Origin of the sequence: Pseudoalteromonas sp. XMcav11-Q (genome assembly GCF_040104525.1) — a bacterium.
Classification (GTDB): Bacteria; Pseudomonadota; Gammaproteobacteria; order Enterobacterales; family Alteromonadaceae; genus Pseudoalteromonas.
Genome location: NZ_JBECOX010000011.1, coordinates 166,864 through 188,726, shown reverse-complemented (window position 1 = coordinate 188,726; position 21,863 = coordinate 166,864). Strand labels below are relative to the sequence as shown.

The following is a 21,863-nucleotide window of genomic DNA, read 5'->3' as shown; positions in this document are numbered from 1 at the left end:
CCAATGCCTTTAAACTAGTATAGTGCTCGGTCTCTTTGCCCATACCCATAATATGGAAAAATATCCCAGCAAAATAAACCATCTTCTCCCACCGCACAGGTTGAGTCTTCCATTAATTTCGTCACATTTTGAATCGAAGGAAGCGTTATCCCCTTTCCTTCATTACTCCCTAAGGGCCAGCAAGATAGACCGTTATCATCTACTGCACAAGCTTGGTAAGTGTATACTTTGAGTTGCGTCGGATTAACGAGTGGTTTGCTATATACATCATTAGCGCGATTCCAGCACACCGCTCTATCAAGTTCTAAAACACATGTTTCTATAGCACCAACTGAGACACTTTTTGTAGTTAATAAGTCACCAGGAACAAACAGTTCTTCATGAGTTCCCTCCTTGATACATTGCACAAAGCGAGAATTAATCTGCTGATAACCTCTAACCATGCAAATACGGTCCTCACTTAAATCCAGAGATAATATGTTATCAAAATACATACTAGGATAACTCCAATCAGCCCCAGAGTTGTCGCTGTCACACAAAAAGCCGCCTGTGTATAAAGCGCATACGCTAATACCTTCCCAACTAAGGTAAGATTTTCTTGCTGCGCTTCCATTACTAATAGAATCTAAATTTGTTGGACGCGCTTGCAGTCGAATTTTAGGGTCTTCTTGGCTCCATTCTTTTACCAACTCGAAACACTCCAACTTACCATTTTCAACGATACATAAGTTGTCATCTCTCAAAGAAATGTCATCAGGATAGTATTGTTTATCAAACAAAACCTGACCGTAAGAATTACTTGAACACTCTAAGCCACTTTCATCAGCAAAGCAGCTAAGAGGATTCTCGCCCGTAAAGCTATCAAATGCGACTTGTGTTGGATTAGTCAAACGAGGTAACTCATTGTATATATACTCTGTTCTTCCCCAACAATGTGAACCATTGTCATCAATTGCACAATTGTATTGATCATCGCTAAATATTGAACGAGGATTTGTTAGGTGAGGAACATTTTGGCCCGGATGTTGTTGGTCACCAATACATTTTACACCCGTATCATCTAGCACGCAGATACTTGCATTGTTTACTGTAACTTGACTCGGGTTTTTGAATATGCTCTCTAACTCAACAGGTGTACCGTTTTTCGTCCAACAAGCAACTTTATTGTCACTAATCGCACAAGCAAAGCGGTTACTAATCGTCAAAGAGTGCGAAGCTTTCAGCTCTGGTAATTTAAGTTTTACATTACCGTAATTGTCCCAACAAACTATACCGCTATCGTCTATCGCACAATTTTGAGAGAAGTCGTTCAATTTAACTTCTTTAGGGTTTTGTAATACGACCCTATTGTGAGCAGATGCGTTTTCACCCCAGCACTTCATTCCTTTACTATCTATAGCGCACGATGTTGAACCATCTATCGCGATGAAGCTGGGGTCTGATAATTCAGGAACAGCTAATCGTTCATCTTCACTATTTCCCCAGCATGTGACTCCAACCTTGCTTAAACTACACTGATGCACTGTACCAACTGCTAGCTGCTTAATTTCATCAACTATTTCAGGCTGTTGTGCAATAATTTTATGGCTTCGGTATCTAGTATCACCCCAACAGCTAATACTGCTCCCCTCAACTGCACATAGCCGGCCCCAGTTGCCCGCAATATGTTGGTGTGTTGTGGTGACTTCATTACTTAAACTTTTTACATGACCAACCACTTTTTCTGCAATAAAGTAGGTATTTTGAAAGTCGTTCCAAGCTGCAGGTAACTCAATTGGAAAATTCACGTTTTTGAGCACGTTACCTTTCCTCAAGTGTTGATAGTTTTCATTAGTAACTCCAGACTCCTTTGCATAATAAAGATTATAGATTGCAGTTTGATCGTGTTCCGCAAGATCGAGCTTAATTCTTCCAGGGTAACCTAACCGAACTACAGATAACTGCTCTTTCTTCTCTGGAGCCACTAAAGAAGCCACGGTCGTAACACTAATTGTACAGTTAGCATTTATAGGAGCTGTTTTATAGGTGGTGTTTGTTAGTGCACCACTGCATCCTTCTATCAGGTTAATTTGATACCCAGCATCAGCCGTTACCTCAAAGGTCGCTATTGCACCAGGTTTCACAATTGCGGTTTGAGGGTGAATGCGAACGTGCTTATCTATTTGAGTTGATATCGTAAAGTTGTTTTCACTCTTATTTTGTTGCGGCGACGTCGCTTTACTCTCCTCACTCTCACTGCCTCCACCACAAGCAGCTAAAAGTAGTCCAACTATTATTGTTATAATTATTTTTACATTTACCATACGATGTAGGCTCCTAATTAAGCTGGCATACCAAACTCATGTGTTTATTTTTGGAACGGAAGAATATCAAAATCGCTTTTTTAGTAAATAGATTATTGCAATATACTTCATATAAATTACTTTAAGTCACAATAATATGGTTGCTTTTCATGCAGAAAGGCGTAAGCAATCTCAGCTACTAATGAGGAAATGATTGACTACAAGTGCGGCTACTGTTGTCATATTCTGGCTTGCCATTCCCCCTCATTAACCAGCATCATAATGTGGTCCTAAAATGGAATACCCATTGAGCCGTAGAACAGGTTTGAGTTGAATGGATGAATAAGATATCCATGTTCGTAATGAGCTAATTTGCTCATCAAGTTGACTGTTTTTGTCCTAGCTATTGAATTTTCTTCATTCCTATACTGGAGAACATAATAATAACGACGAAAGGTTACTCAGCATGATTGCAGCAACTCAATCGCACAGAGTCAGTTCAACCAAAGGTATACCACGGCATACACTATCACTTCTGATAGCGGCTGTATTATCAGGCCATAGCTATGCCGAAGCGGAGTCCACGCTAAGCACTCAGCAAAGCAAAAAAATTGAGCGGATCAGCGTTACCGCAACGCGGCAAACCGAAAACCTACAAGATGTCGCGCTTGCGGTGACCGCCCTCTCCGCCTCAGAGCTTGAGAAGATGAATGTACAAGATCTCGGTGATCTGGCCTCTCACGTTCCGAACCTTAACCTGCACTCAGGTGATGCTTCCAACGCCGTCATTTATATTCGCGGAATTGGCCAAATTGACTCTATCTCCTTTAATGACCCTGGCGTTGGTGTGTATCTCGACGACGTATATCTTGGGCGCGTTCAAGGTGCCTTTTTAGATGTTGTCGACCCGGAACAAATCGAAGTATTACGCGGTCCACAAGGCACCCTTTACGGTCGCAACACCATAGGTGGCGCGGTGCGTTTCAGTAGTGCCAAACCTTCGCAAGACAACGAAGGATATGTCAGCGTGGCACTTGGAAATTATAATGCTCGGACGATAAAAGCTAGCGTCAACGGCGCATTGATTGAAGACACGCTCTCTGGACGTTTTGCGATTGCCAAAAGTAGTCGAGATGGTTTTAGTGAGAATCGCTATAACAATAGTGACGACCACGACAAAGACACCTTAGCGTGGCGAGGCAGTTTACTTTATCAACCAAGTGAGAATTTTTCGGCCTATTTAGTCGTCGACGGCTCGAACGCATCCCCCTCAAGCTCACGCACCCCACATAGAGAAACGCCTATCTATTCGGTGGTAAAAGAAGGCTACTATGCGCCCGAGGAAGACCCTTTTCTCGTTGACGTTAACTACAACGATTTAGAAGAGCTCGATACCTTGGGAGCGGGCTTAACGCTTGAATATTTCACGGGCCACTCGGTATTTAAATCCATCACTGCTCGGCGCGAAATGGAATACCGCACGCACTTAGACTTAGATGCCACCCCTGATGCATCGTTTGGTATTTTTAACTTCGAAGATCAACAGCAGATAAGCCAAGAATTTCAATGGTTATACAAAGACGACCAGTTCTCCTTGGTATCTGGGCTCTATTACTTTAATGAGGACGATCTGAGTTTTGGCGGCTCCGTCGCTCCGGACTTTTTCGTTATGGTGGCGCCAGACGTTTACCTGCCTTGGCCTGTAATTAACGCAGGAGAACGCGATCAAGAAAATACCAGCTCAGCCCTCTACGCTAACCTCTCTTGGTCTTTGACTGAAAAGCTCGACGTCACGCTTGGCGCACGCTACACCATAGAGAAAAAAGAAGTCACGTCCAAAGGCGAGGAGTTTTTTGGCACCGGTGTAACAACGGCTGAGGAAATGGAAGCGGTATTCGGCACAGGCATTGGCTATAGCCCGACAGGCTACAGCGCATCCAAGGAGTGGAAAGAGTTTACCCCAAAAGTGGTGTTCGATTACACCATATCTGACGACAGCATGGTTTACCTGAGCGCCGGAAAAGGGTTTAAAAGTGGCGGTTTTAACGGCCGGATCACCTCATTTGCGCAACCTTTTGAACCAGAAACCTTGTGGAGCTATGAAATTGGCTCTAAGTCCTTATTGAATAAGCAGAATATTCGCTTAAATACCGCGGCTTTTTTCAATGACTACAAGAACTTTCAGCTCAGCCGCTTTTCTATCGACCCCGACACCGGCGCGTTTTTATCACTGTTTGAAAATGCAGGTAAAGCCACCATTTATGGCGCTGAAATGGAGCTCGAAGCCGTGGCTTCCGATAACCTCACTCTGAACCTCAACCTAGGCTATTTAGGGGGCGGTTATGATGAGCTCATCGGCGACTTTGGGAAAGAAGTCAGCGATGAAAGAGAGCTGGTTAATTCACCCAAATGGAATGGCCGTGCAGGCTTTGAATACTTCTTTAGCGCTTTTACGCAAGGCGAATTTTCGCTACGTGGTAGTGCCGCCTATCGCAGTAAAACCTATCTCACCGTGAGCAGCTCTGAGGTACTCGCACAGTCAGGCTACACCCTCTTTGATATGTCACTACACTACCGCTCCGCGGACGACAGTTGGGAAGCCAGTTTATACGGCAAAAACTTAGGCGATAAACGCTATCGTCAACACGGCTTCGATCTTAGCGCAGCACCTGGGGTTCAACTTGGTTATTACGGCGCGCCTAGAACGTACGGTATCAACCTTAAATATAAGTTTTAATTATGAAATTAGACAAACAAACACAAGCACTGTTAGACGACCTCGCGGCTCAAGCTGGCGACATTCATGACATAGAAATCTCCATTGAGACCTCTCGACAAGGCGCAAGAGCGATGTTTTTAGGACTCGCGGGAGAGATTGAAGCACAAGTAAGTAGCCAAGACCTACACATTGAACACAATGGTATTCACGTGAGCGTTCGCTGTTACCGCCCAGGGCAGCCTTTGGCAAGCCCCAGTCCCGCGGTGGTGTTTGTCCACGGCGGCGGCTGGTCTTTAGGAGATGTCGACTGCTATGACGGACTGGTAAAAGACTTATGCCAGCAATCCGGTGTCGTTTTTTTCAGTGTCGAATACAGCCTCGCGCCTGAGCATAAGTTTCCATGCGCCCTGCAGCAAGTGCTCGCCGTAGTAGATTGGCTGCAAGAAAACCACCAGCAGTTGGAGCTAGACCCCACTAAGATTTCACTGATGGGCGACAGTGCAGGTGGTAACTTAGCGCTTGTTGCAGCGCATAACTTACATCAACAACAGCCAAACACCCTAAGTAACTTATACCTAGTTTACCCTGTGGTTGACTCTTTTTCTCCCCATGAAACCTACCCGTCGCGCATGCAGTATGGCGATGGAAACTTGTTGCTAACCAGAGAGGCAATTAAAGACACCTGCAACTGGTATCTCGCACCCGAGCAAAGCGCGGCGGACGTCAATGTCTCGCCATTATTTATCGAAGACATGACGCATCTTCCTGCCACCAGTGTGTTGCTTGCCGGCTGCGATCCACTTTACGATGAGGGAATACTGCTCGCCAAAAAACTAAAGCAAGCGGGTGTGCTTAATACCCTAACTTGCTTTGAAAATACCATACATGCGTTTTTCTCCTTTGCCGTGCTCGACGTCTGCAAGCTCGCGCGCAGTAATATCGCCAATCAGTTAAAACATGACTTGACCTAGGATAAAAATATGAAAATCACAAACACAGCGTTGCGCGCTCACACTTATGGGTTGCTCGTTTCTATCTCACTCGCAGCAAGTGGTTTAGCGCACGCATCAGCGATACTTGAAGCCACCTATACCACGGGTATTAACAATGGCTGGCAAAAGATCGAAAGGTGGCGAGATAGCTCAGGGCATATCGGCAATGAAAGCTTTCCTGCCGACGGCCGTGGCGATCAATCAGGTCAGCGTGCTACTTTCTTTGCATCTAGCCAACCAAGCTCTGCGCAGTTTCTGCTTTATCATGCGCCGGGTTGGGATAGTAACAGCCGCCAAACACCGGTGTTGCTGATCCACGGTGCCAATCAAGATGCCGATTTGGCTTGGGCAAATCCAAACGAGGCAGGTAGTTACGGCTGTGGTCGACAAAACTGCCCTTCGCAAGGCTTAATGCAAGCGCTTGCCAATGATGATTACAAGGTTTTTGCCTTAAATCTGGCGCATAAAAATGGCGATGGCTTTATCTGGGCGGAGCAGATAGCCAATGCCATCGCTCAGGTTAAAAATAAGACGGGGGCAACGCAAGTCGATTTAGTCACTTGGTCAAAAAGCGCGTTTAATGCCCGCATGTATATTTCTTCTTTGACCAATGCTTGGAGCACTAAATTCAACAGTGACGTGCGCAAACTGGTGATGCTCGGTGCCCCCAACAACGGCATTGATTGGTCATTTCGTCACGGCGTTAATCATACCTATGGTGCTTATTCGCAATGTGGCGGCAGCATAAATGGGCCTACTGCGCATGATCAGATATTATGTTTTGGCTTATGGTATTCAAGTTCTGAGTGGGTTTACGACTCGCCTTATTTTCCCGGCTCCGCGCAGATGCTAAAAGCACTAGATGATAAATATGCACTGCCCACCACAGAGCAAGATTGGTACACCACTTACTACGGTGGCTTAGGGTTTGTGAGCAAAGGCCGAGGTATCGCAGCGTTTACGGTCAACTCACTGGTAGACCAAGTTCGTAGCGCTGGCACCGACAGCAGCGTTCAAGTTTATAATCTTTGTGGCGATCAGGCCGATATGGCATTTATTCACAATGAACATACCGGCCCTTCCGATGGCGTTGTATTTATCAGTAGCTGCATCGACAGCACAGGAATAAGTAACTTGGCGGGCTCAGCGGTTGTGGCCACCAACCACCTAGAGCTTGGCTGGGAGCCCAGTGCAATCAACCAAATCAAAAATTGGTTAAGTGCACCCTAGCAGCCCCCTCGGCGGGTGGTGACAAAATACTGCACTAAAGTTGCAACGCAAAACTATTGCTATCTTGAGTTGATGTTGATTAACTGAATTGTTGAGAGTGACAGGATGAGCTTACGTATTTATGTCAAACACCGCCATTGCACCTTGCTACGTGCAATTGATGCAGCACACACTCACCGCAGCAAAACTGGAATTTGCTGCGGTCGCGCAGTATTTGGCTATCAATAAAGCTATTGACGCCCTAGATGCCATTGAGTTTATGCGCGTGATGGAACACTGTGCTGTCGAGCTCAATGACGAAAGCCTAAACCTCAACCGCAAAAAGCTTCTGCCTGGCACCAACGAATTTGTATTCAATAGTCTGCGCCATTGCCGCACCATTACTCAGCTATTACAGGAGCTTGCCCGTGGCTATAACTTTATCCACGCGGGAACTTACAATTTCTGCGAGGTGTCACACTCTCAAGTGAGTTACATAATTGATGATGCAGCCTTTGACTACGCCACGGCCGCCGATGCGCAATTTTCTCGCTGTATGTTAGATAGCATGCTGATATTGATCCATGGCCTCGTAAAATATGTGTGCGCCGAAACCACCCAAGTTCAACTCACACAAGTGCAGACCAAAAGTGACTCAAGCTCGCTGCTAAATTCGGTTATCACCCACATTCCCATTAAACCCGTAAGCAATCGCTACTTACTCACCTATCAATACCAAGAAACGAATCAATCATTGGATTTGGCGAAGCTAGAGCACTTAACGCTCAATACCATTTATCATTCGCTCGCACGTACACTCCATCACCAGCAGTCGATCAACGACCATGCTAACTTGCTCGATAAAGTCTATAGTGAGCTTAACGCAGGAACACTGTGCCAAGAACAAATGGCTGACAAGCTCAATATCAGTCCGGCAACATTAAGACGAAGGCTCGCTGAGTATCAAACCAGTTTTAGACAACTAAAAAACAACGTACAGAACAAGCAGGCCAAACTGCGACTGACTCAAGGCAGTAGTTTGTATGAAGTGGCGCACACACTGCAGTTTTCAGATGAGCGTAGCTTTATCCGTGCGTTTAAGTCGTGGAACGGCGTAACGCCTATGCAATTTCTGCAGGGTTTGAGTTCAAAGTCCTAACTATTTAATTTTGTTTAGAGCTGCTAATACAACTCATGTAAAAGTTGACGTTAAACAAAGCAAAGCACAACAAAAGTGATATTGTGCAACAAGCAAACAGAGTAAAAATGTAATACCGATTAGCTTAATTAAGAGATCTATTTTGAGGCCACAAAATGGAATTCAAACAAAGTAAAATCCAGCTGAGGAAGCTGCCGTTGTAGGCTATTAAGAACTTTATACTCTGAGTGAGTGCATGTCAGCGCTACTCTTATTTTTTCCTCGTAATATGAGTAACAATCAACAAAGTGTGCTTTGGTTCTCGCGTGTTGATCAACAAGAACCGCTCGCGATACGTAAGCGCTTCTTACAAATTCTTCTATTAAGTGTTTATTTTTAAAAGCAGAAGAAACATTATCGAATAAGTAAAATTCTTCGCCACTTATCCAACTAGGGCGTGAATTATAATCGTTGCCTTCGTCACTTTGCTGTATTTCACCCCTTAAAAAACCACTGCCTTGCTTCTTCAATTCCGTTGAAAAATCAATAAGTTTAAGCTGGATATTAGCATTGGCAGCTTCTTTGACTAATTGCTGATTGGTCTCTTGCGGGTGTTCACTCACCCACACCCTCATTGAATTTGCAGGAAAACGCCCCCAAATAAAATTCAATTTATTGGATTTTTTATGATTTTGTTGGGTACTTAGCGCATTCGTAGCGCTGGCATGAGAGTTAGTAGCACTTGTATTAGAATTTGTATCACTCGCGCCCCCATTCATTGCTCCCTTACCAAACTGACTTCCAATTTGTTGTAAAGCGGCGTCTAATGCTGCTTGTTTGTTATTGCTATTATCAGCCATAATTCAGCCTCTTTAATAATAAATTATTATTCTAATCTAAGTGCGTTAATTCTTTCGCCTCGACTTCAGTCATGCCAGCTTCAATCAGGGCATTTAAGCTATCTCTTTGCATTTCATCTAATGAATTTTTAGGGGTGTATGAAACGTGAGTCGTTAGGTGCCACCCTGCTGGTATGTTGCCGCACTGCTCCGTGTAATAAATCTGAACAGCATAATGCGTTTGCTTCAGTTTTTTATATAACTCAATAGCCTCATCTAAAGTAGGAACAAAGAGTAATTCCTGCTCTGGCTCGGCATTGCGATTTTCATCGGTCACGATCCTCACATTTTCTTTTTTCAGCCACGTTGAAGACTTAATCTCTTCAAGCTTGGCCTTCATTGCTTGTTTATTGTTATCTGAAGTGTTATCTGACATTTTATCAACCTTATTAATATGGCTATGCCGCTATGCTCAGCAAGGCACAGCTTGCTCCCTCACGAATATTAAAACCTGCATAATTAAATGCCAAAAACGCCTCTCGCCACCAAATTAATGAGTTAGTTACTTACTGATGGTTTTTGCTGCGCGTTTTTTGCCGGCCTCGGCTTTTTTAACGGCTTTAGCGAGGGCTTCTGCCTCTGCTTTTGCTTGCGCTATGCGTTCAAGCAGTTTTTCTGCTGGTTCGTCGTTGTCATCTTGTGGCACCAACTCGCCGCGAAACGCTTTCGCTAAAATACTTTGGGTTAAATTATCCACCCGCGTGCGGGCTTTATTCACTTGCGCTTCAATGGTATCGGCAAAGGCAAAGTACTCATCAACCAGGCGAACAATTTCTTTTTGCTCTTGAGTTGATGGGATATACACAATTAATTGCTTTAAGTCTTTTGGCGATAAATTAGGCTGTAAAGTTTCGGATAAATTATCTTCTACCTGTTCTTTAAAATATGAAGATTGAAACAATAACTCATAAAAATCTTTTTCATCTTCATTATTGAATTCAAACTTGCAAACCCGCTGATTTAATAAACCTGTATTACTTTTCTCAGGATACCTGCATACTTTAAGTGACCCATTTGTAATTGGACGGGTTAAGGCCATAAGAAGGTCATCTTCTTTTACAGAGTAACTTTCATAATTAGAAAGGTACGATAGTGCCAAATACTGTTGGTTTTTTACTTCAAACTTTCCATACTGAACATTTGATATTTTAATTACTGGAACTTCACCTTCATCTTTTAGTTCTTTACTCTTGAATGCGTTGCCAGATATTATTTTACAAGCGTCTCCAATCCTTTTAACAGCCCAGTTTTTTGGAATATTCAAACTAGAATTTCTCTTAGAGAGCTTTAGGTCATATTTTTCATATTTTGTTTCCTTTCGCCACTCTTCCGTTAGCTTGCCGCTTACGGCGCTGGCAAGTACGGATTGGCGGAAGCGTTTGATAATGGCTGGGATGCTGTCTAAACGCCCTTTAATGGCATCAACCTGCGCCAACACATCATCTAACTTTTCAACTATTCGTTTTTGTTCCTTGAGAGGCGGCAAAGGCGCAGCATAAGATCTAATGTCACTTGTTTTACAGGCCGGATATAGTGCACCTATTGTTTCTTCAGAAATGGCCGAAATAAACTTTTTGCTTTTTACAATTGAAAACAGCCAATTTGGCTCAACCATGACTGGTTTTAATACATCAAAACCTGTAGAAGCAATTTGATTATTTAGCACTTTACCTACTTTTGCTACTGCGTTTAGATTTGGGCGCGTCATAGAAACAATTATGTCGTTCTCATTAATTACTTTACGAGCTCGGCTTGGTGCGTCACAACCTAGTATTTTATCAGTTATTTCAATCTCTTTACTTTCTCGACATACACTGCCAATATCCACATAGTTAAAAAATTCATCTTCAGACGGCGTTCGTTGCTCTGGTTTCAAGCAAAAACTCTCAATTGAGGTCTCTACCCACCCTTTCGGCAATTCGTTCATGCTTCACCGTCCTGCGCCACTGGTTCAACTAAACCAAACTCGGCCTCTAACAGTTGCTTTTGTGCTTCGGCTTCATTATCTGCACCGAGGGCTTTCATCAATTGGTAAATTTCACCCATAGCGGTTGTCAGTTCTGCCATGGCCTCACCTGCCAGCACTTCTGGTTCCGGTAGGTTTTCAGCACTGGTGGCATCGTTATCTTTTAACCAAGTAATATCTAAGCTATCGCCTTTTTGCTCGCGAATATACTCACGGGAGAATTTGCGCCACCTTGCGCTCTCTAACTTTTTATTTAGCTCAAGGCTGTCTTTCTCGCCTTGCTCTTTATTTGGCTCAAGGCTGTTTGTTTCATTTTCGTCGGGGTGGATTGCGCCTAGGGTGTCGTAAACACCTTCAGTGCGTGGCGATAAACCGTTTTTATCTTCACCATAGGCGGTAACAAAGGTATCAAAGTGTTGTTCGGTGAGTGGGCGGCGTTTACCAAAAGTATTCATATTGGTACGCATATCGAATACCCAAGTCTCTGTGGTACAGGCTGTGTCTTGGTGGATATTATCTACTGCGCCTTTTTGGAGAAACAGCACATTGGTTTTTACGCCTTGGGCGTAAAAAATACCCGTTGGCAGGCGCAAAATGGTGTGTAAGCGACACTTTTCCATTAAATCACGGCGAATATCTGTGCCTTTACCGCCTTCAAATAATACATTATCGGGAATGACTACCGCAGCACGGCCGCCTGGTTCAAGTGCCTCAACAATATGTTGCATAAAGCACAGCTGTTTGTTTGACGTTGGGTAAACAAAAGTACGGGTAATGTTGGTGCCTGATGCTGCTCCAAAGGGTGGGTTTGTTAAAATAACGTCGGCTTTTGGTAAGTTTTCACCGGCTGCACCTAAGGTATTACCTAAGCGAATAGCGCCTTCGTTTTCATCGCCTTCAATATCGTGCAATAAGCAGTTCATCAGTGCTAAACGGCGGGTTTCTGGTACTAACTCAAGGCCAACAAAGGCTTTTTGCATTTGAAAGCCTTGATCTTCGTCGCTTAAGTCAAACAAGTTGTTGGTTTTACTTTTAATGTATTTGTCAGCTTCGATTAAAAAGCCTGCGGTGCCTGCGGCTGGGTCTTGGATCACTTCACGGGCTTGTGGCTGCATTAACTTAACTATAGTGTTAATAAGCGCCCTTGGGGTAAAGTATTGCCCAGCGCCCGATTTGGTTTCGTTGGCATTTTTTTGCAATAAGCCTTCGTACATATCGCCAAAATCATCGCGGGTTTTACTGCCAGTGCCATCACCAGAATTATCTATCCACTGCAATTTGTCCATGCTCGTGATCAGCTGATTTAGCTGAGCAGGCTGGGTAATGCTGGTATTCACATTTTGGAAAATAGCGCGCACAATGGCGTGCTCATCTGCGCCCAGTTGTACTAACAAGTTACGATAAAACTGGTGCTGCTCTTGACCTAATTTGTTTTTAAGGTCATGCCAGCGAAAGCCCTCTGGCAGTAGGTCGCCTTCTTGGCCTGTCTCTTCACACATTTTTAAAAATAGCAATGAGGCCAGCTCGTTTACGTAGTTTTGGTACGACACACCGCCATCGCGCAGGTTATCGCATAGCTTCCAGAGTTTATTGACTAAATCAGAATTGTTCATTGGTTCTCTTTGTTACTGCGTTTGGCTGTTTTTGGCAAGTAGCAGCATTTTTGTGTTAAGCACAGTAGGGCTGTGCTTAACCATAAAAATTAATGGGCTAAATTGTACGTGATTTTTACTTTTGATAAACCGCTTTAAGCAGGTTCATCCCACATATATTCGTAAAACTGTTGCAGTATGCTTGATAATTCGTCTTCAAAGATGCGCTCAAGCTTGCGCTTTCCGCCACTGCGGCGGTAATTGCCGGTTTTAAAGGTGGTGTCATCCAGTACCACTTGCTGTTTAATGCTCACAGCTAAACGTTCAAGCCAACTGAGTTGCGCCTCATTCCAGTTTTTACTGGCTTTTATTTTGTTAAGCGCTTTATCGACTCGGGTGTCAAACGGTAACAAGGCATCGCCCATAGCAGCACGGCGAATATGGCCGATTAAACGCGCGGCTATGTCTTCATTTTTAGTGGCTTGCCAGGCTTTACGTAAGGTTGATTCATCGTAATTTTGCGCGTCAAACCATTCTTGTAAGTCAAGCAGGGCTTTACGAGTGAGATCGCGCGGGCGATTGATGATCACTTCAAGGGCAGCTTGTTTATTTACCGAGTTATCGACCAGTTTATCAAACGACTCAAGGAAGTCCTCAGGCTTTTCGTGATCGCCCCATACATGGGTCACTGAGATGACTTCGTCTGGCATATCGGTAAAAATAGGCATATCACGCAATGCGTTAATATCGTTTTTTAGCTGCTCTAGGCGACTAACAAAGTTAGGTAAGCTGTTAATAATCTCAGCACTTAGCCTTGGCCCCTTTTCTTTTAAGGTGTTTGGCAAGCTTAAAAAGTCACAACCTGCTTTATCAGCCAGTATTTCATCAAAGCGCTTAATGTGGCTGTCGATTTCTTTTGAGCGGTCGCGGTTACACTTTGCATGGCTGGTAATACGTTGCAGCTTAGCTACTAATTGCTCGTGGCTATGCTCTGCAAAGCTTCGGCCATCTGCCTCTTTGGTGTGGTAGGTTTCATCCGCCGTAATTTCGTTCACTAAGGTTTTAATATCAACCTCTGGGCGCACCACGACTGGACGCATGGTATCGACACTTTGTAAGGTGCTGTATAAGTTAACAGCATCAAATATCTTAAAACTGGTTTTGCCCACTTCAGGGCAAAGGCGAGTTGCGCGGCCTTTCATTTGCTCATACAAAATACGACTGCGCACTTTTCGCATAAAGACCAGATTGCAAATACTTGGTATATCAATACCCGTGGTGAGTAAGTCAACCGTTACTACAATGTTAGGTAAGCGGTCTTTTTTTAAGCGGTTAATAAGCGACTGTACTTTTTTACTGTCTTTGTCTGAGTCACCTGTTATTTTAATAATGGCGTTGTGCTCAAGCTTTGGGTACTTTGTTTTAAATGCGCTACGCAGCTCTTCTACTACCATATCGGCATGTTCATTGTTAACGCAAAAAACTAGCGTTTTTTGTTTGCTGGTTGGATCAATATGATTTACCAACTCTTCGCATACAGCCTTATTAAAGCCTGTCGAGATTAAGCTACGGTTAAAGTCCGCAACCTCAAAGTTTTGCTCATCTTCTAAAGTATCGTTTAGCAACTCACCTTGTGATGACAAACGCATTACTTCAGTACCTGCACCCATAACTACGCCATCTCGTGACTGTTTAGTGAGAATTTTGACCGGTGGCTCTTGGTCAACTAAGTGACCATCAATTACTGCTTTGCGATAGCTGTAACGATAGACAGGCTGTTTTTGCGTGCCACCAAAAATATCTACTGTATGCAGGGCTGGAGTTGCTGTTAGGGCAATTTTAACAGCATCGAAGTGGTCTATTATCCGGCGGTAAGACGAAATAAAGTCTTTTGCATCGCGGAATTTTTCTTCACCTTCGGTTTGTTCTTTATCGAGAATATATCCGCGGTGTGCTTCATCAACTATGATGCAATCGTAACGCCCAACTGGCATAACTTCTTCACTTTGCAGGGTGCGTTTTACTAATGATTGCACGGTTGCTACGTGGATTTGCGTCTCGTCATCAGGGAAGCGCTCAGTTAAATCGCTGACGTTATATATAGTTTTAAAGGTATCACCTTTAATGATGGTATCTTCAAATGAATCAAGCGCTTGCTCACCAAGCGACGTTCTATCGACTAAAAATAATACGCGATTAAAGCGCTTCGATTGAATTAAACGGAACATTAAGCCAATAGCGGTACGGGTTTTACCCGTGCCTGTGGCCATTGCCAATAAGATGTCTTGTTCGCCACGAGTAACTGCTTGCTCTACCGCTTGGATGGCCTCTTTTTGATAATAACGCAGGCCTAAATCATCGGTGATTGGATTTTGCTTAAACCAATCGTTGTAAACTTGGTTGTCGGCTTCAAGTTTGGCAATAAGCTCTTCTGGTCGATGCCACTCTGGCAGCGCTTTGGGCATATTGGTATTATGACGAACATCGCGATACCAAATACCACTTTTTGTTTTGGATGCAGCGCGATATTCACGTCCATTAGCCGAGAAGCAGAATGGAATTTTATAAGGTGAGCTATTTTCGTCCTGCCATGTTGGTAAATACTGTGGCAAAGCTTCGTTAACTAGGTCGCCGTCTAAGTGTGAGAGTGTTTGACGCAGCAAGCCATGATCAAATGTTTTTGAATAGCGATACGCTTCATTCAATTTAGCGCTTACATCGGTATTCGTTTTTTTCGCTTCAATCACACCAATGGGACGAAGACCGACAAACAATACGTAGTCTGCAAAGCCTTGCTTGCCTGTTTCGTCAATGCCCGTAGGCCATTCTGCAATTGCCATATTACGGCCAACTTGTGGGCGCGTACCTTTAGCATAATTAAGTGCTTGTGTATCGGCATCCCACCCTGCTTTACGCAGTTGGGTATCGATTAGATAACGGGTCTCTTTTTCGGACAAGTTTAAGCTGCGCTTGGCTGCCGATTTTCGTAGCTCCGCATGGTAAGCTTGACGCTCGTCTTTGGTTTTTGCTGCAAGCTCTTGTTCTTTTGCTTTTAGCTCAGCTTCTAGCGCTTTAATGCGCGCCTCATTTTGTGCCTGTGTTTCCTGCTGTTTAGATTCTAAAACTGAAATATAGCCCTCAAGGCTTATTACAGTGCTTTGCTTCTCTTTAAGCTCTTTATCTGTTTTGAATTTTTTGTTGATGACTTCATCAAGCTTAGTTTTAAGCTTGAAGACTTCTGCATCCATCACAGTCGCGAGTTCGCCTTTTGGTAGTACAAATACAGGCGCTTTGTAATCTAGATTTTGTGTTACTAATGAGTAGTACCACGCAGCTAGGCGATGCGCGAATCGCAGCGTCATTTCTGCGTCTTCTAAGTCATTATGATAATCGTGAACCGCTTTATTGCCGACTTTTCGCAGCACGTGAAATACTTGAATGATATCGTCTTTTATTCCTGGTACTCGGGCGAGTTCACGGACGATCTCAATTTGCGTTTCTTTTTGATCAAATTTGAGTGCGTGGGCTAATTTTTTTGCTATCGTTTCTGCAAAAATACGTAGCTTTGCCATGGTGGTGTTTGGATCGCTAGGGTAATTTCGCTCTGCTGCCAGTGCAATTGTATATAGTTGGTTATCTATTTCTTTTAGAAATAAGAAGTTAGACTGTTTCATTCTGTATTCCTTTGCTGAGCACCTAGCTTATTTTAGATGCTGCTAACGCCATTTGTTTTTTACTAACTGGCTAGCCTATTTCAGTTATTTTTATATGATTAAGCAGTGCAGCGGCAAAATAATGTATGTTATTGTCTTGCTTGACTGATTCGATGCCAATTTTTCAGCAAACGCCATTGTCAGTCGGCTACTTATTTTTGATTAATTTGGCTACGTGCTTGTTACGCAAAATCACGTTTCATTACTTTCAAACTAGTATGTTCACCATCACGAAGCTCTTCAGGTTCTAGCCCATATTTGGTGTAAACACTTTAGTCACTGCCATGTTGACTAAAGTGTGTTTCGCAGCCTGATTCATAGGCCATCTTTGTCATACTTTGAAACACATATTACCTTATAAAAATTATTGAATAAATAACACGTTATAACAACAGAGCTTAAGATTCATGTTGTTATAACCTTTTTGGGTCCAAAACTATTATTTATTTCTTTTGAGCTTGTTTTCGCTTTTTTCGATCAGGCTGCTTGAACTTGGTGCGTGTTGTTACAAAGCTGTTGTCGCGCATAAGTTACTTCCCTCTTGATAATGCCAATAAACTCTATGTCAGCAAATTAACCTTTTTATTGTGTCGGTAGAGCAATCAGCATTATCATCACAGACCACCTCACTACTCGCTAAACTCATGCGTATTGAGCAGTATTTGTTTACTTGTAGCCACTGTGTAGAACAGTTAATGGAACGATTAGATGGTAAGCAATATCAATACACTGGCGGAGATGTGGCAACTTTCACAGCAGTGGCATAAAGCGATGTTGCTGATCCACGCCATTGAAGCACAACTCTCTCCATCGCAAGCAGATTAAGTGTGAATCGATGTAAGCAGATCACGTTTTTTTAATCAGCACACATTCCTATTTTGACGACTTGATGATAAAACGTAATAAATAACTATAAAATAGGGACTAAGTTTTGAGAAAAAAAATTACAAATATTGCGACACTATGTATGCTCACCACCTTTGCTGGTAAATCGATAGCATTAGAAAAAGATCCATACCTATGGCTTGAAGAGATTGAAGGCAAACAAGCGCTAGAGTGGGTAACGGCACAAAACGATAGCTCACTAAAACAACTCAAAAGCCACAGCCAATATAATCATATCTTTCAAAATACATTAGATATTATCAATGATCGGTCTCGTATTCCGTACGCAACTGAACGTGCAGGTTATTACTATAATTTCTGGAGAGATGCGGAGCATGTAAGAGGCATATACCGCAGAACAACTCTTGAAGAGTATAAAAAAGCGGATCCTAAGTGGGAAACCATTCTCGACTTAGATGCGCTAGCAAAAGCTGAAGACGAAAACTGGGTTTATGGCGGAATGAACTGTCACTATCCAAAGTATGAACGCTGTTTGGTGTACTTATCCCGCGGTGGTGCTGATGCAAAAGTCGTGAGAGAGTTCGACATTCCAAGCAAATCTTTTGTAAAAAATGGGTTTTATTTACCTGAAGCAAAAACCTCAGTATCTTGGTTCAACGAGAATTCAATATTTGTTGCAACAGATTTTGGAGAAGGCTCATTAACTGACTCAGGTTATGCTGGAACGGTTAAAGTGTGGCAACGCGGTACGCTGCTGGACGACGCTAAAACGGTCTATCAGGCAAATAAAAGTTCTATCAGTGCCGGAGGCTTTACGGTATACGATCAAGGCAACACAAATCACTTTCTATACGATTCTACAAGCTTTTATACTCGCGACGTCTATAAACTCGAAGGTGATAAGCAGATAAAAATTCCAGTGCCTAGCGATGCAAGCCTCCTCGGATTAAACAATGGCATGCTCTTTATCCAGCTAAAATCTGCTTGGAAGCACTTTTCACAAGCAGAAGTAATATATGCCAACATTAACGATTTGGATTCTAAAAATATCCAGTTTACAAGCTTAATCAAGCCAACAGCAAATCGTTCAATAGAAAATTTGAGTTTTACCAAATCAGCCATACTAGTTACCGTGTTAGATGATGTAAAGAATAAGGTTTTCCGCTATATGCCTAAAGCTAATGGGCTGTGGAAAATAGACCCAGTGAACTTTCCTGATACCGGTTCATTATCCGTTTTTGACACTGATCCCAATAGAGATGACTTTTTTGTCACCTACACGGACTTTTTATCGCCGACCAGTCTTTACTTAGTCGATGGTAAATCACTTGGAACAACAAAACTCAAAGGTAATAAATCACATTTCGACGCAGATAAGTTTGTTACCCAGCAAAAATTTGCGACATCAAAAGACGGTACAAAAGTGCCTTACTTTATTGTTCATAAGAAAGATATCAAGTTAGATGGTAGCAATCCTACTTTATTATATGCCTATGGTGGCTTTGAAGTTTCTATGCAGCCGTACTACTCGGCATCAACTGGTAAAAACTGGTTAGAACAAGGCGGTGTTTATGTGCTTGCGAATATTCGTGGCGGCGGTGAGTATGGACCAAGCTGGCACCAAGCAGCACTAAAAGAAAATCGCCACAAGGCGTATGAAGACTTTGAAGCCGTGGCAGAGCAGCTGATAGCAGATAAAGTAACCAAGCCTCAACATTTAGGTATTAAAGGTGGTAGTAACGGCGGATTGCTAGTGGGCGCCGCTTTCACTCGCAGGCCTGAACTTTACAACGCCGTTATTTGCCAAGTGCCATTACTCGATATGAAGCGTTTTAATAAGCTACTCGCTGGCGCAAGTTGGATGGGCGAATATGGTAATCCAGATGTTCCTGAAGAGTGGGAATACATTAAAACGTACTCGCCTTACCATAACCTAAGTAAAGACAAACAATATCCGAAAGTATTTTTCACAACCTCAACCCGAGATGACCGCGTTCACCCCGGCCATGCACGTAAAATGGTTGCTAAAATGAAAGATATGGGATTTGAAGTTCTGTATTTTGAGAATACCGAAGGTGGCCATGCAGGCGCTGCAAACAATGAACAGCGAGCGATGGTAAATAGCCTTGAGTTTGTTTACCTCATGGACAGACTCAAATAGCTTTAAATTTTACTATCTAACCTGAGGTTTGGATAAAGAATGTTCCAACTCATTGTTTCTAAAGCACAACTTAGTTTTTTCCTTGTCTAGCCAGAGAGTTTTAGGGAAAGCAAGGCGAATTTACGCACCAATAGCTGGCTATTGGAAGTGAATTCAACGCAGTTAGCGCTAAAACTGGCTGCTAGAAAGGCATTAATTATCCGCAGCTCAGGTTATCTAGTACGTTAAAAGCGCTCAACTTCATATTGAGCGCTTTTCTCATTTCACCTACTCGGCAAAACTAAGCTCCTGAGATTCAAGCGAAAATTGCTCGCCGGTATCCAGTGAAATTTCAATATAAAATACATGGTTCTGTTTGTAAGTAGGTTCACTGTTCAGTGCAAACTGGATAAATTCGCTCGCATTTTTATCTTCCATATCTAAAAACTCGGATATTGAAAAGTAGTCATTTTCACCATTATCCAGCCTACGATAATCAACCTGATTAGAGTAATCGGAACCGATATACACGATGTCGAACACCTCATTTAAGCTTGAACCTGCAGGTAACTCGTCACTAAACGCAGCGCTAGAGGTAATATTTATATCCGTGATTTTTTCATTGGTATACGGGGGAACAGGTGAGCAGGCATAAGCGGTGCTAATTAAAGAAAACTTAAAACTCGGTGCACTTAACTGCGCTACAGACTGCGTGTCAGCTTTAAGCTGAAATACGAGCGTTTGATACGAAATAGGTTCAACGCCATCATATTCAGTGTTCACCCACTCATCTACCTGATCAGCGCTAAACTCACCGAGGTTAAAGCCGGTTATATCAAACCTTGAGTTACCAACACCACCACATTGACCATCATCAGGACCACTACTGTCGCTATTACACCCCACTAACCCTACTGCTAATGCTGCGCTTGCAAATATCAATTTTGCTTTCATTCTGGCTCCGTTTCCAGCAAGATAAAGTCTCTATTTTGAGTCCAAGACAGGATAAAAATAAAGTCGGTCAGCCACTTTATTTGTTATTAAATGTTCTCGTAACAACGATTCAGCCTGAAGAGTCGCTTTTCTTCAATATTTTAGTAGGCAGAAAATATAGTATAACCACCTGATAAAGCATCCAATGTAGGGATAACAGAATGCACAATAACGCGCGGTTTCATTATATTGATAATATGCGAGGCTTGGCACTATTGCTTGGTGTTGTTTTTCACGCGGCCTTAGCATACGGCCCTTATTTTCATAACCTTTGGATCAGTGTCGATCCAGACAAAAATGTCTTTTTTAACTACCTCGCCATGTGGACGCACCTATTCAGGATGCCACTATTTTTTATCATCGCCGGCTTTTGTGCCGCCCTGCTTATTCAAAAACGTGGTGGTAAAGCTTATATTCAAAACAGGTTAAAACGACTACTCATTCCCTTTATTATTTTCCTACCGCTCACCTTACTGGTGTTATTACATGCGATGCATTGGGGCAGCAGCGTTGCCAGCACCCCACCACCGTTATTTGGTGTTATGCAGCAGATAAAAGAGCCACAGGTGACAAGCATGCATTTATGGTTCTTATGGTATTTAAGCCAGTTCTGTGTGTTATTTTGGCTGTTACACAAGTTTCCAAAGTTTTATCAACACACTCTCGCTATCGTTGTTAAACCAGTCTTTTTATGCGTTATATTGCCGGTTATCATCACGGCATCTATGTCCAATTTGATGGTGCCATTTCCAGCTCCTGATAAACTGCAACCTCATTGGTGGGCTTACGGGTTTTATGGCTCTTTATTTTTGTTGGGAGCAGGACTATTTCATCATCATGAAGTGGTAACTCGCTACTCAAAACAATTCAATTGGTTATTAATTACTGCCTGCACTTCATTGGTTGCATACTTTTACTTTTTGCCGCCATCACCGTCGCTTGAAAAAGTCATCATCGCGGTCAAAACAGGCGACGCAACGCCTGAAAAAATCAATTTGATCAGCGTTGTAGTTCAAACCATCGCCATTCTCAGTTGGACTGCTGTCGCTTATTTAGCTGGGTTCAAATGGTTAAATCAATTTAACAAACAAAGTCGCTATATTTCAGACGCATCCTATTGGATTTATCTCATCCATATTCCCGTACTTATGTATATTCAACTTCCTCTTACGAACCTTGAAGTACCTGCCTTCGTCAAGTTTATTATTGCTCTATCTCTGACGGTGACGATAGGCATTATTAGCTACCATTATTTGGTTAGAAATACGGTGATTGGTATCTTATTAAACGGCCGAAAAGCCAAGCAAAAAAATGAAAAAGCAGGCATGTTGACGGCGCGATCTTAGGTAGAGGAAGTCGGCGTGCGAAAGTTAC

General features: G+C 42.9%; 13 protein-coding genes. 6 read left to right on the top strand and 7 right to left on the bottom strand.

Features of this window, described 5'->3' with window-relative positions:
- Positions 1 to 14 precede the first annotated feature (14 nt).
- On the bottom strand, positions 15 to 2,303 hold the full coding sequence (locus ABMY45_RS17540) for a hypothetical protein (protein ID WP_349289261.1): 2,289 nt from the start codon (positions 2,301 to 2,303) through the stop codon (positions 15 to 17).
- A gap of 445 nt (positions 2,304 to 2,748) precedes the next feature.
- Between ABMY45_RS17540 and ABMY45_RS17535 the strand changes: the two genes are divergently transcribed.
- From ABMY45_RS17535 to ABMY45_RS17520, 4 genes are all read left to right on the top strand, one after another.
- On the top strand, positions 2,749 to 5,019 hold the full coding sequence (locus ABMY45_RS17535) for a TonB-dependent receptor (RefSeq protein ID WP_349289260.1): 2,271 nt from the start codon (positions 2,749 to 2,751) through the stop codon (positions 5,017 to 5,019).
- A 2-nt stretch (positions 5,020 to 5,021) separates the two neighbouring features.
- Positions 5,022 to 5,972, top strand: coding sequence for an alpha/beta hydrolase (locus tag ABMY45_RS17530; protein ID WP_349289259.1), 951 nt, complete (start codon positions 5,022 to 5,024; stop codon positions 5,970 to 5,972).
- A 9-nt stretch (positions 5,973 to 5,981) separates the two neighbouring features.
- Positions 5,982 to 7,223 carry a lipase gene (locus tag ABMY45_RS17525; RefSeq protein WP_349289258.1) on the top strand — a complete coding sequence of 414 codons (1,242 nt, stop codon included), beginning with the start codon at positions 5,982 to 5,984 and terminating at the stop codon, positions 7,221 to 7,223.
- A 121-nt stretch (positions 7,224 to 7,344) separates the two neighbouring features.
- Complete coding sequence (locus tag ABMY45_RS17520) at positions 7,345 to 8,361, top strand: helix-turn-helix transcriptional regulator (RefSeq protein WP_174170796.1); 1,017 nt, start codon at positions 7,345 to 7,347, stop codon at positions 8,359 to 8,361.
- Positions 8,362 to 8,498: 137 nt separating this feature from the next.
- Here ABMY45_RS17520 and ABMY45_RS17515 read toward each other — a convergent pair whose 3' ends face one another.
- From ABMY45_RS17515 to hsdR, 5 genes are all read right to left on the bottom strand, one after another.
- On the bottom strand, positions 8,499 to 9,200 hold the full coding sequence (locus tag ABMY45_RS17515) for a hypothetical protein (RefSeq protein WP_349289257.1): 702 nt from the start codon (positions 9,198 to 9,200) through the stop codon (positions 8,499 to 8,501).
- A 31-nt stretch (positions 9,201 to 9,231) separates the two neighbouring features.
- The gene (locus tag ABMY45_RS17510; RefSeq protein ID WP_349289256.1) at positions 9,232 to 9,615 is read right to left on the bottom strand and encodes a hypothetical protein; all 384 of its coding nucleotides are present in this window, start codon (positions 9,613 to 9,615) and stop codon (positions 9,232 to 9,234) included.
- A 126-nt stretch (positions 9,616 to 9,741) separates the two neighbouring features.
- On the bottom strand, positions 9,742 to 11,166 hold the full coding sequence (locus ABMY45_RS17505; RefSeq protein WP_349289255.1) for a restriction endonuclease subunit S: 1,425 nt from the start codon (positions 11,164 to 11,166) through the stop codon (positions 9,742 to 9,744).
- The gene (locus ABMY45_RS17500) at positions 11,163 to 12,818 is read right to left on the bottom strand and encodes an N-6 DNA methylase (RefSeq protein ID WP_349289254.1); all 1,656 of its coding nucleotides are present in this window, start codon (positions 12,816 to 12,818) and stop codon (positions 11,163 to 11,165) included. The genes ABMY45_RS17505 and ABMY45_RS17500 overlap by 4 nt, the downstream gene beginning before the upstream one ends.
- Before the next feature lie 134 nt (positions 12,819 to 12,952).
- The gene (gene hsdR / locus ABMY45_RS17495) at positions 12,953 to 16,471 is read right to left on the bottom strand and encodes a type I restriction-modification system endonuclease (protein WP_349289253.1); all 3,519 of its coding nucleotides are present in this window, start codon (positions 16,469 to 16,471) and stop codon (positions 12,953 to 12,955) included.
- A 1,006-nt stretch (positions 16,472 to 17,477) separates the two neighbouring features.
- Here hsdR and ABMY45_RS17490 point away from each other — a divergent pair.
- A complete protein-coding gene (locus ABMY45_RS17490; RefSeq protein WP_349289275.1) occupies positions 17,478 to 19,517 on the top strand; it encodes a prolyl oligopeptidase family serine peptidase in 2,040 nt (679 codons plus the stop codon).
- 267 nt (positions 19,518 to 19,784) lie between these two features.
- Here ABMY45_RS17490 and ABMY45_RS17485 read toward each other — a convergent pair whose 3' ends face one another.
- Positions 19,785 to 20,450 (bottom strand): hypothetical protein, encoded by a 666-nt coding sequence (locus ABMY45_RS17485; RefSeq protein ID WP_199539684.1) that lies wholly within the window; start codon positions 20,448 to 20,450, stop codon positions 19,785 to 19,787.
- A gap of 200 nt (positions 20,451 to 20,650) precedes the next feature.
- On the opposite strand from ABMY45_RS17485, the gene ABMY45_RS17480 reads away from it, so the two are divergent.
- On the top strand, positions 20,651 to 21,835 hold the full coding sequence (locus ABMY45_RS17480; RefSeq protein WP_349289252.1) for an acyltransferase family protein: 1,185 nt from the start codon (positions 20,651 to 20,653) through the stop codon (positions 21,833 to 21,835).
- Positions 21,836 to 21,863: the final 28 nt, after the last annotated feature.

Coding starts and splice junctions, on each gene's coding strand:
- ABMY45_RS17540 (WP_349289261.1), bottom strand. CDS start 2,303: ATGGTAAATGTAAAAATAATTATAACAATAATAGTTGGACTACTTTTA.
- ABMY45_RS17535 (WP_349289260.1), top strand. CDS start 2,749: ATGATTGCAGCAACTCAATCGCACAGAGTCAGTTCAACCAAAGGTATA.
- ABMY45_RS17530 (WP_349289259.1), top strand. CDS start 5,022: ATGAAATTAGACAAACAAACACAAGCACTGTTAGACGACCTCGCGGCT.
- ABMY45_RS17525 (WP_349289258.1), top strand. CDS start 5,982: ATGAAAATCACAAACACAGCGTTGCGCGCTCACACTTATGGGTTGCTC.
- ABMY45_RS17520 (WP_174170796.1), top strand. CDS start 7,345: ATGTCAAACACCGCCATTGCACCTTGCTACGTGCAATTGATGCAGCAC.
- ABMY45_RS17515 (WP_349289257.1), bottom strand. CDS start 9,200: ATGGCTGATAATAGCAATAACAAACAAGCAGCATTAGACGCCGCTTTA.
- ABMY45_RS17510 (WP_349289256.1), bottom strand. CDS start 9,615: ATGTCAGATAACACTTCAGATAACAATAAACAAGCAATGAAGGCCAAG.
- ABMY45_RS17505 (WP_349289255.1), bottom strand. CDS start 11,166: ATGAACGAATTGCCGAAAGGGTGGGTAGAGACCTCAATTGAGAGTTTT.
- ABMY45_RS17500 (WP_349289254.1), bottom strand. CDS start 12,818: ATGAACAATTCTGATTTAGTCAATAAACTCTGGAAGCTATGCGATAAC.
- hsdR (WP_349289253.1), bottom strand. CDS start 16,471: ATGAAACAGTCTAACTTCTTATTTCTAAAAGAAATAGATAACCAACTA.
- ABMY45_RS17490 (WP_349289275.1), top strand. CDS start 17,478: ATGCTCACCACCTTTGCTGGTAAATCGATAGCATTAGAAAAAGATCCA.
- ABMY45_RS17485 (WP_199539684.1), bottom strand. CDS start 20,450: ATGAAAGCAAAATTGATATTTGCAAGCGCAGCATTAGCAGTAGGGTTA.
- ABMY45_RS17480 (WP_349289252.1), top strand. CDS start 20,651: ATGCACAATAACGCGCGGTTTCATTATATTGATAATATGCGAGGCTTG.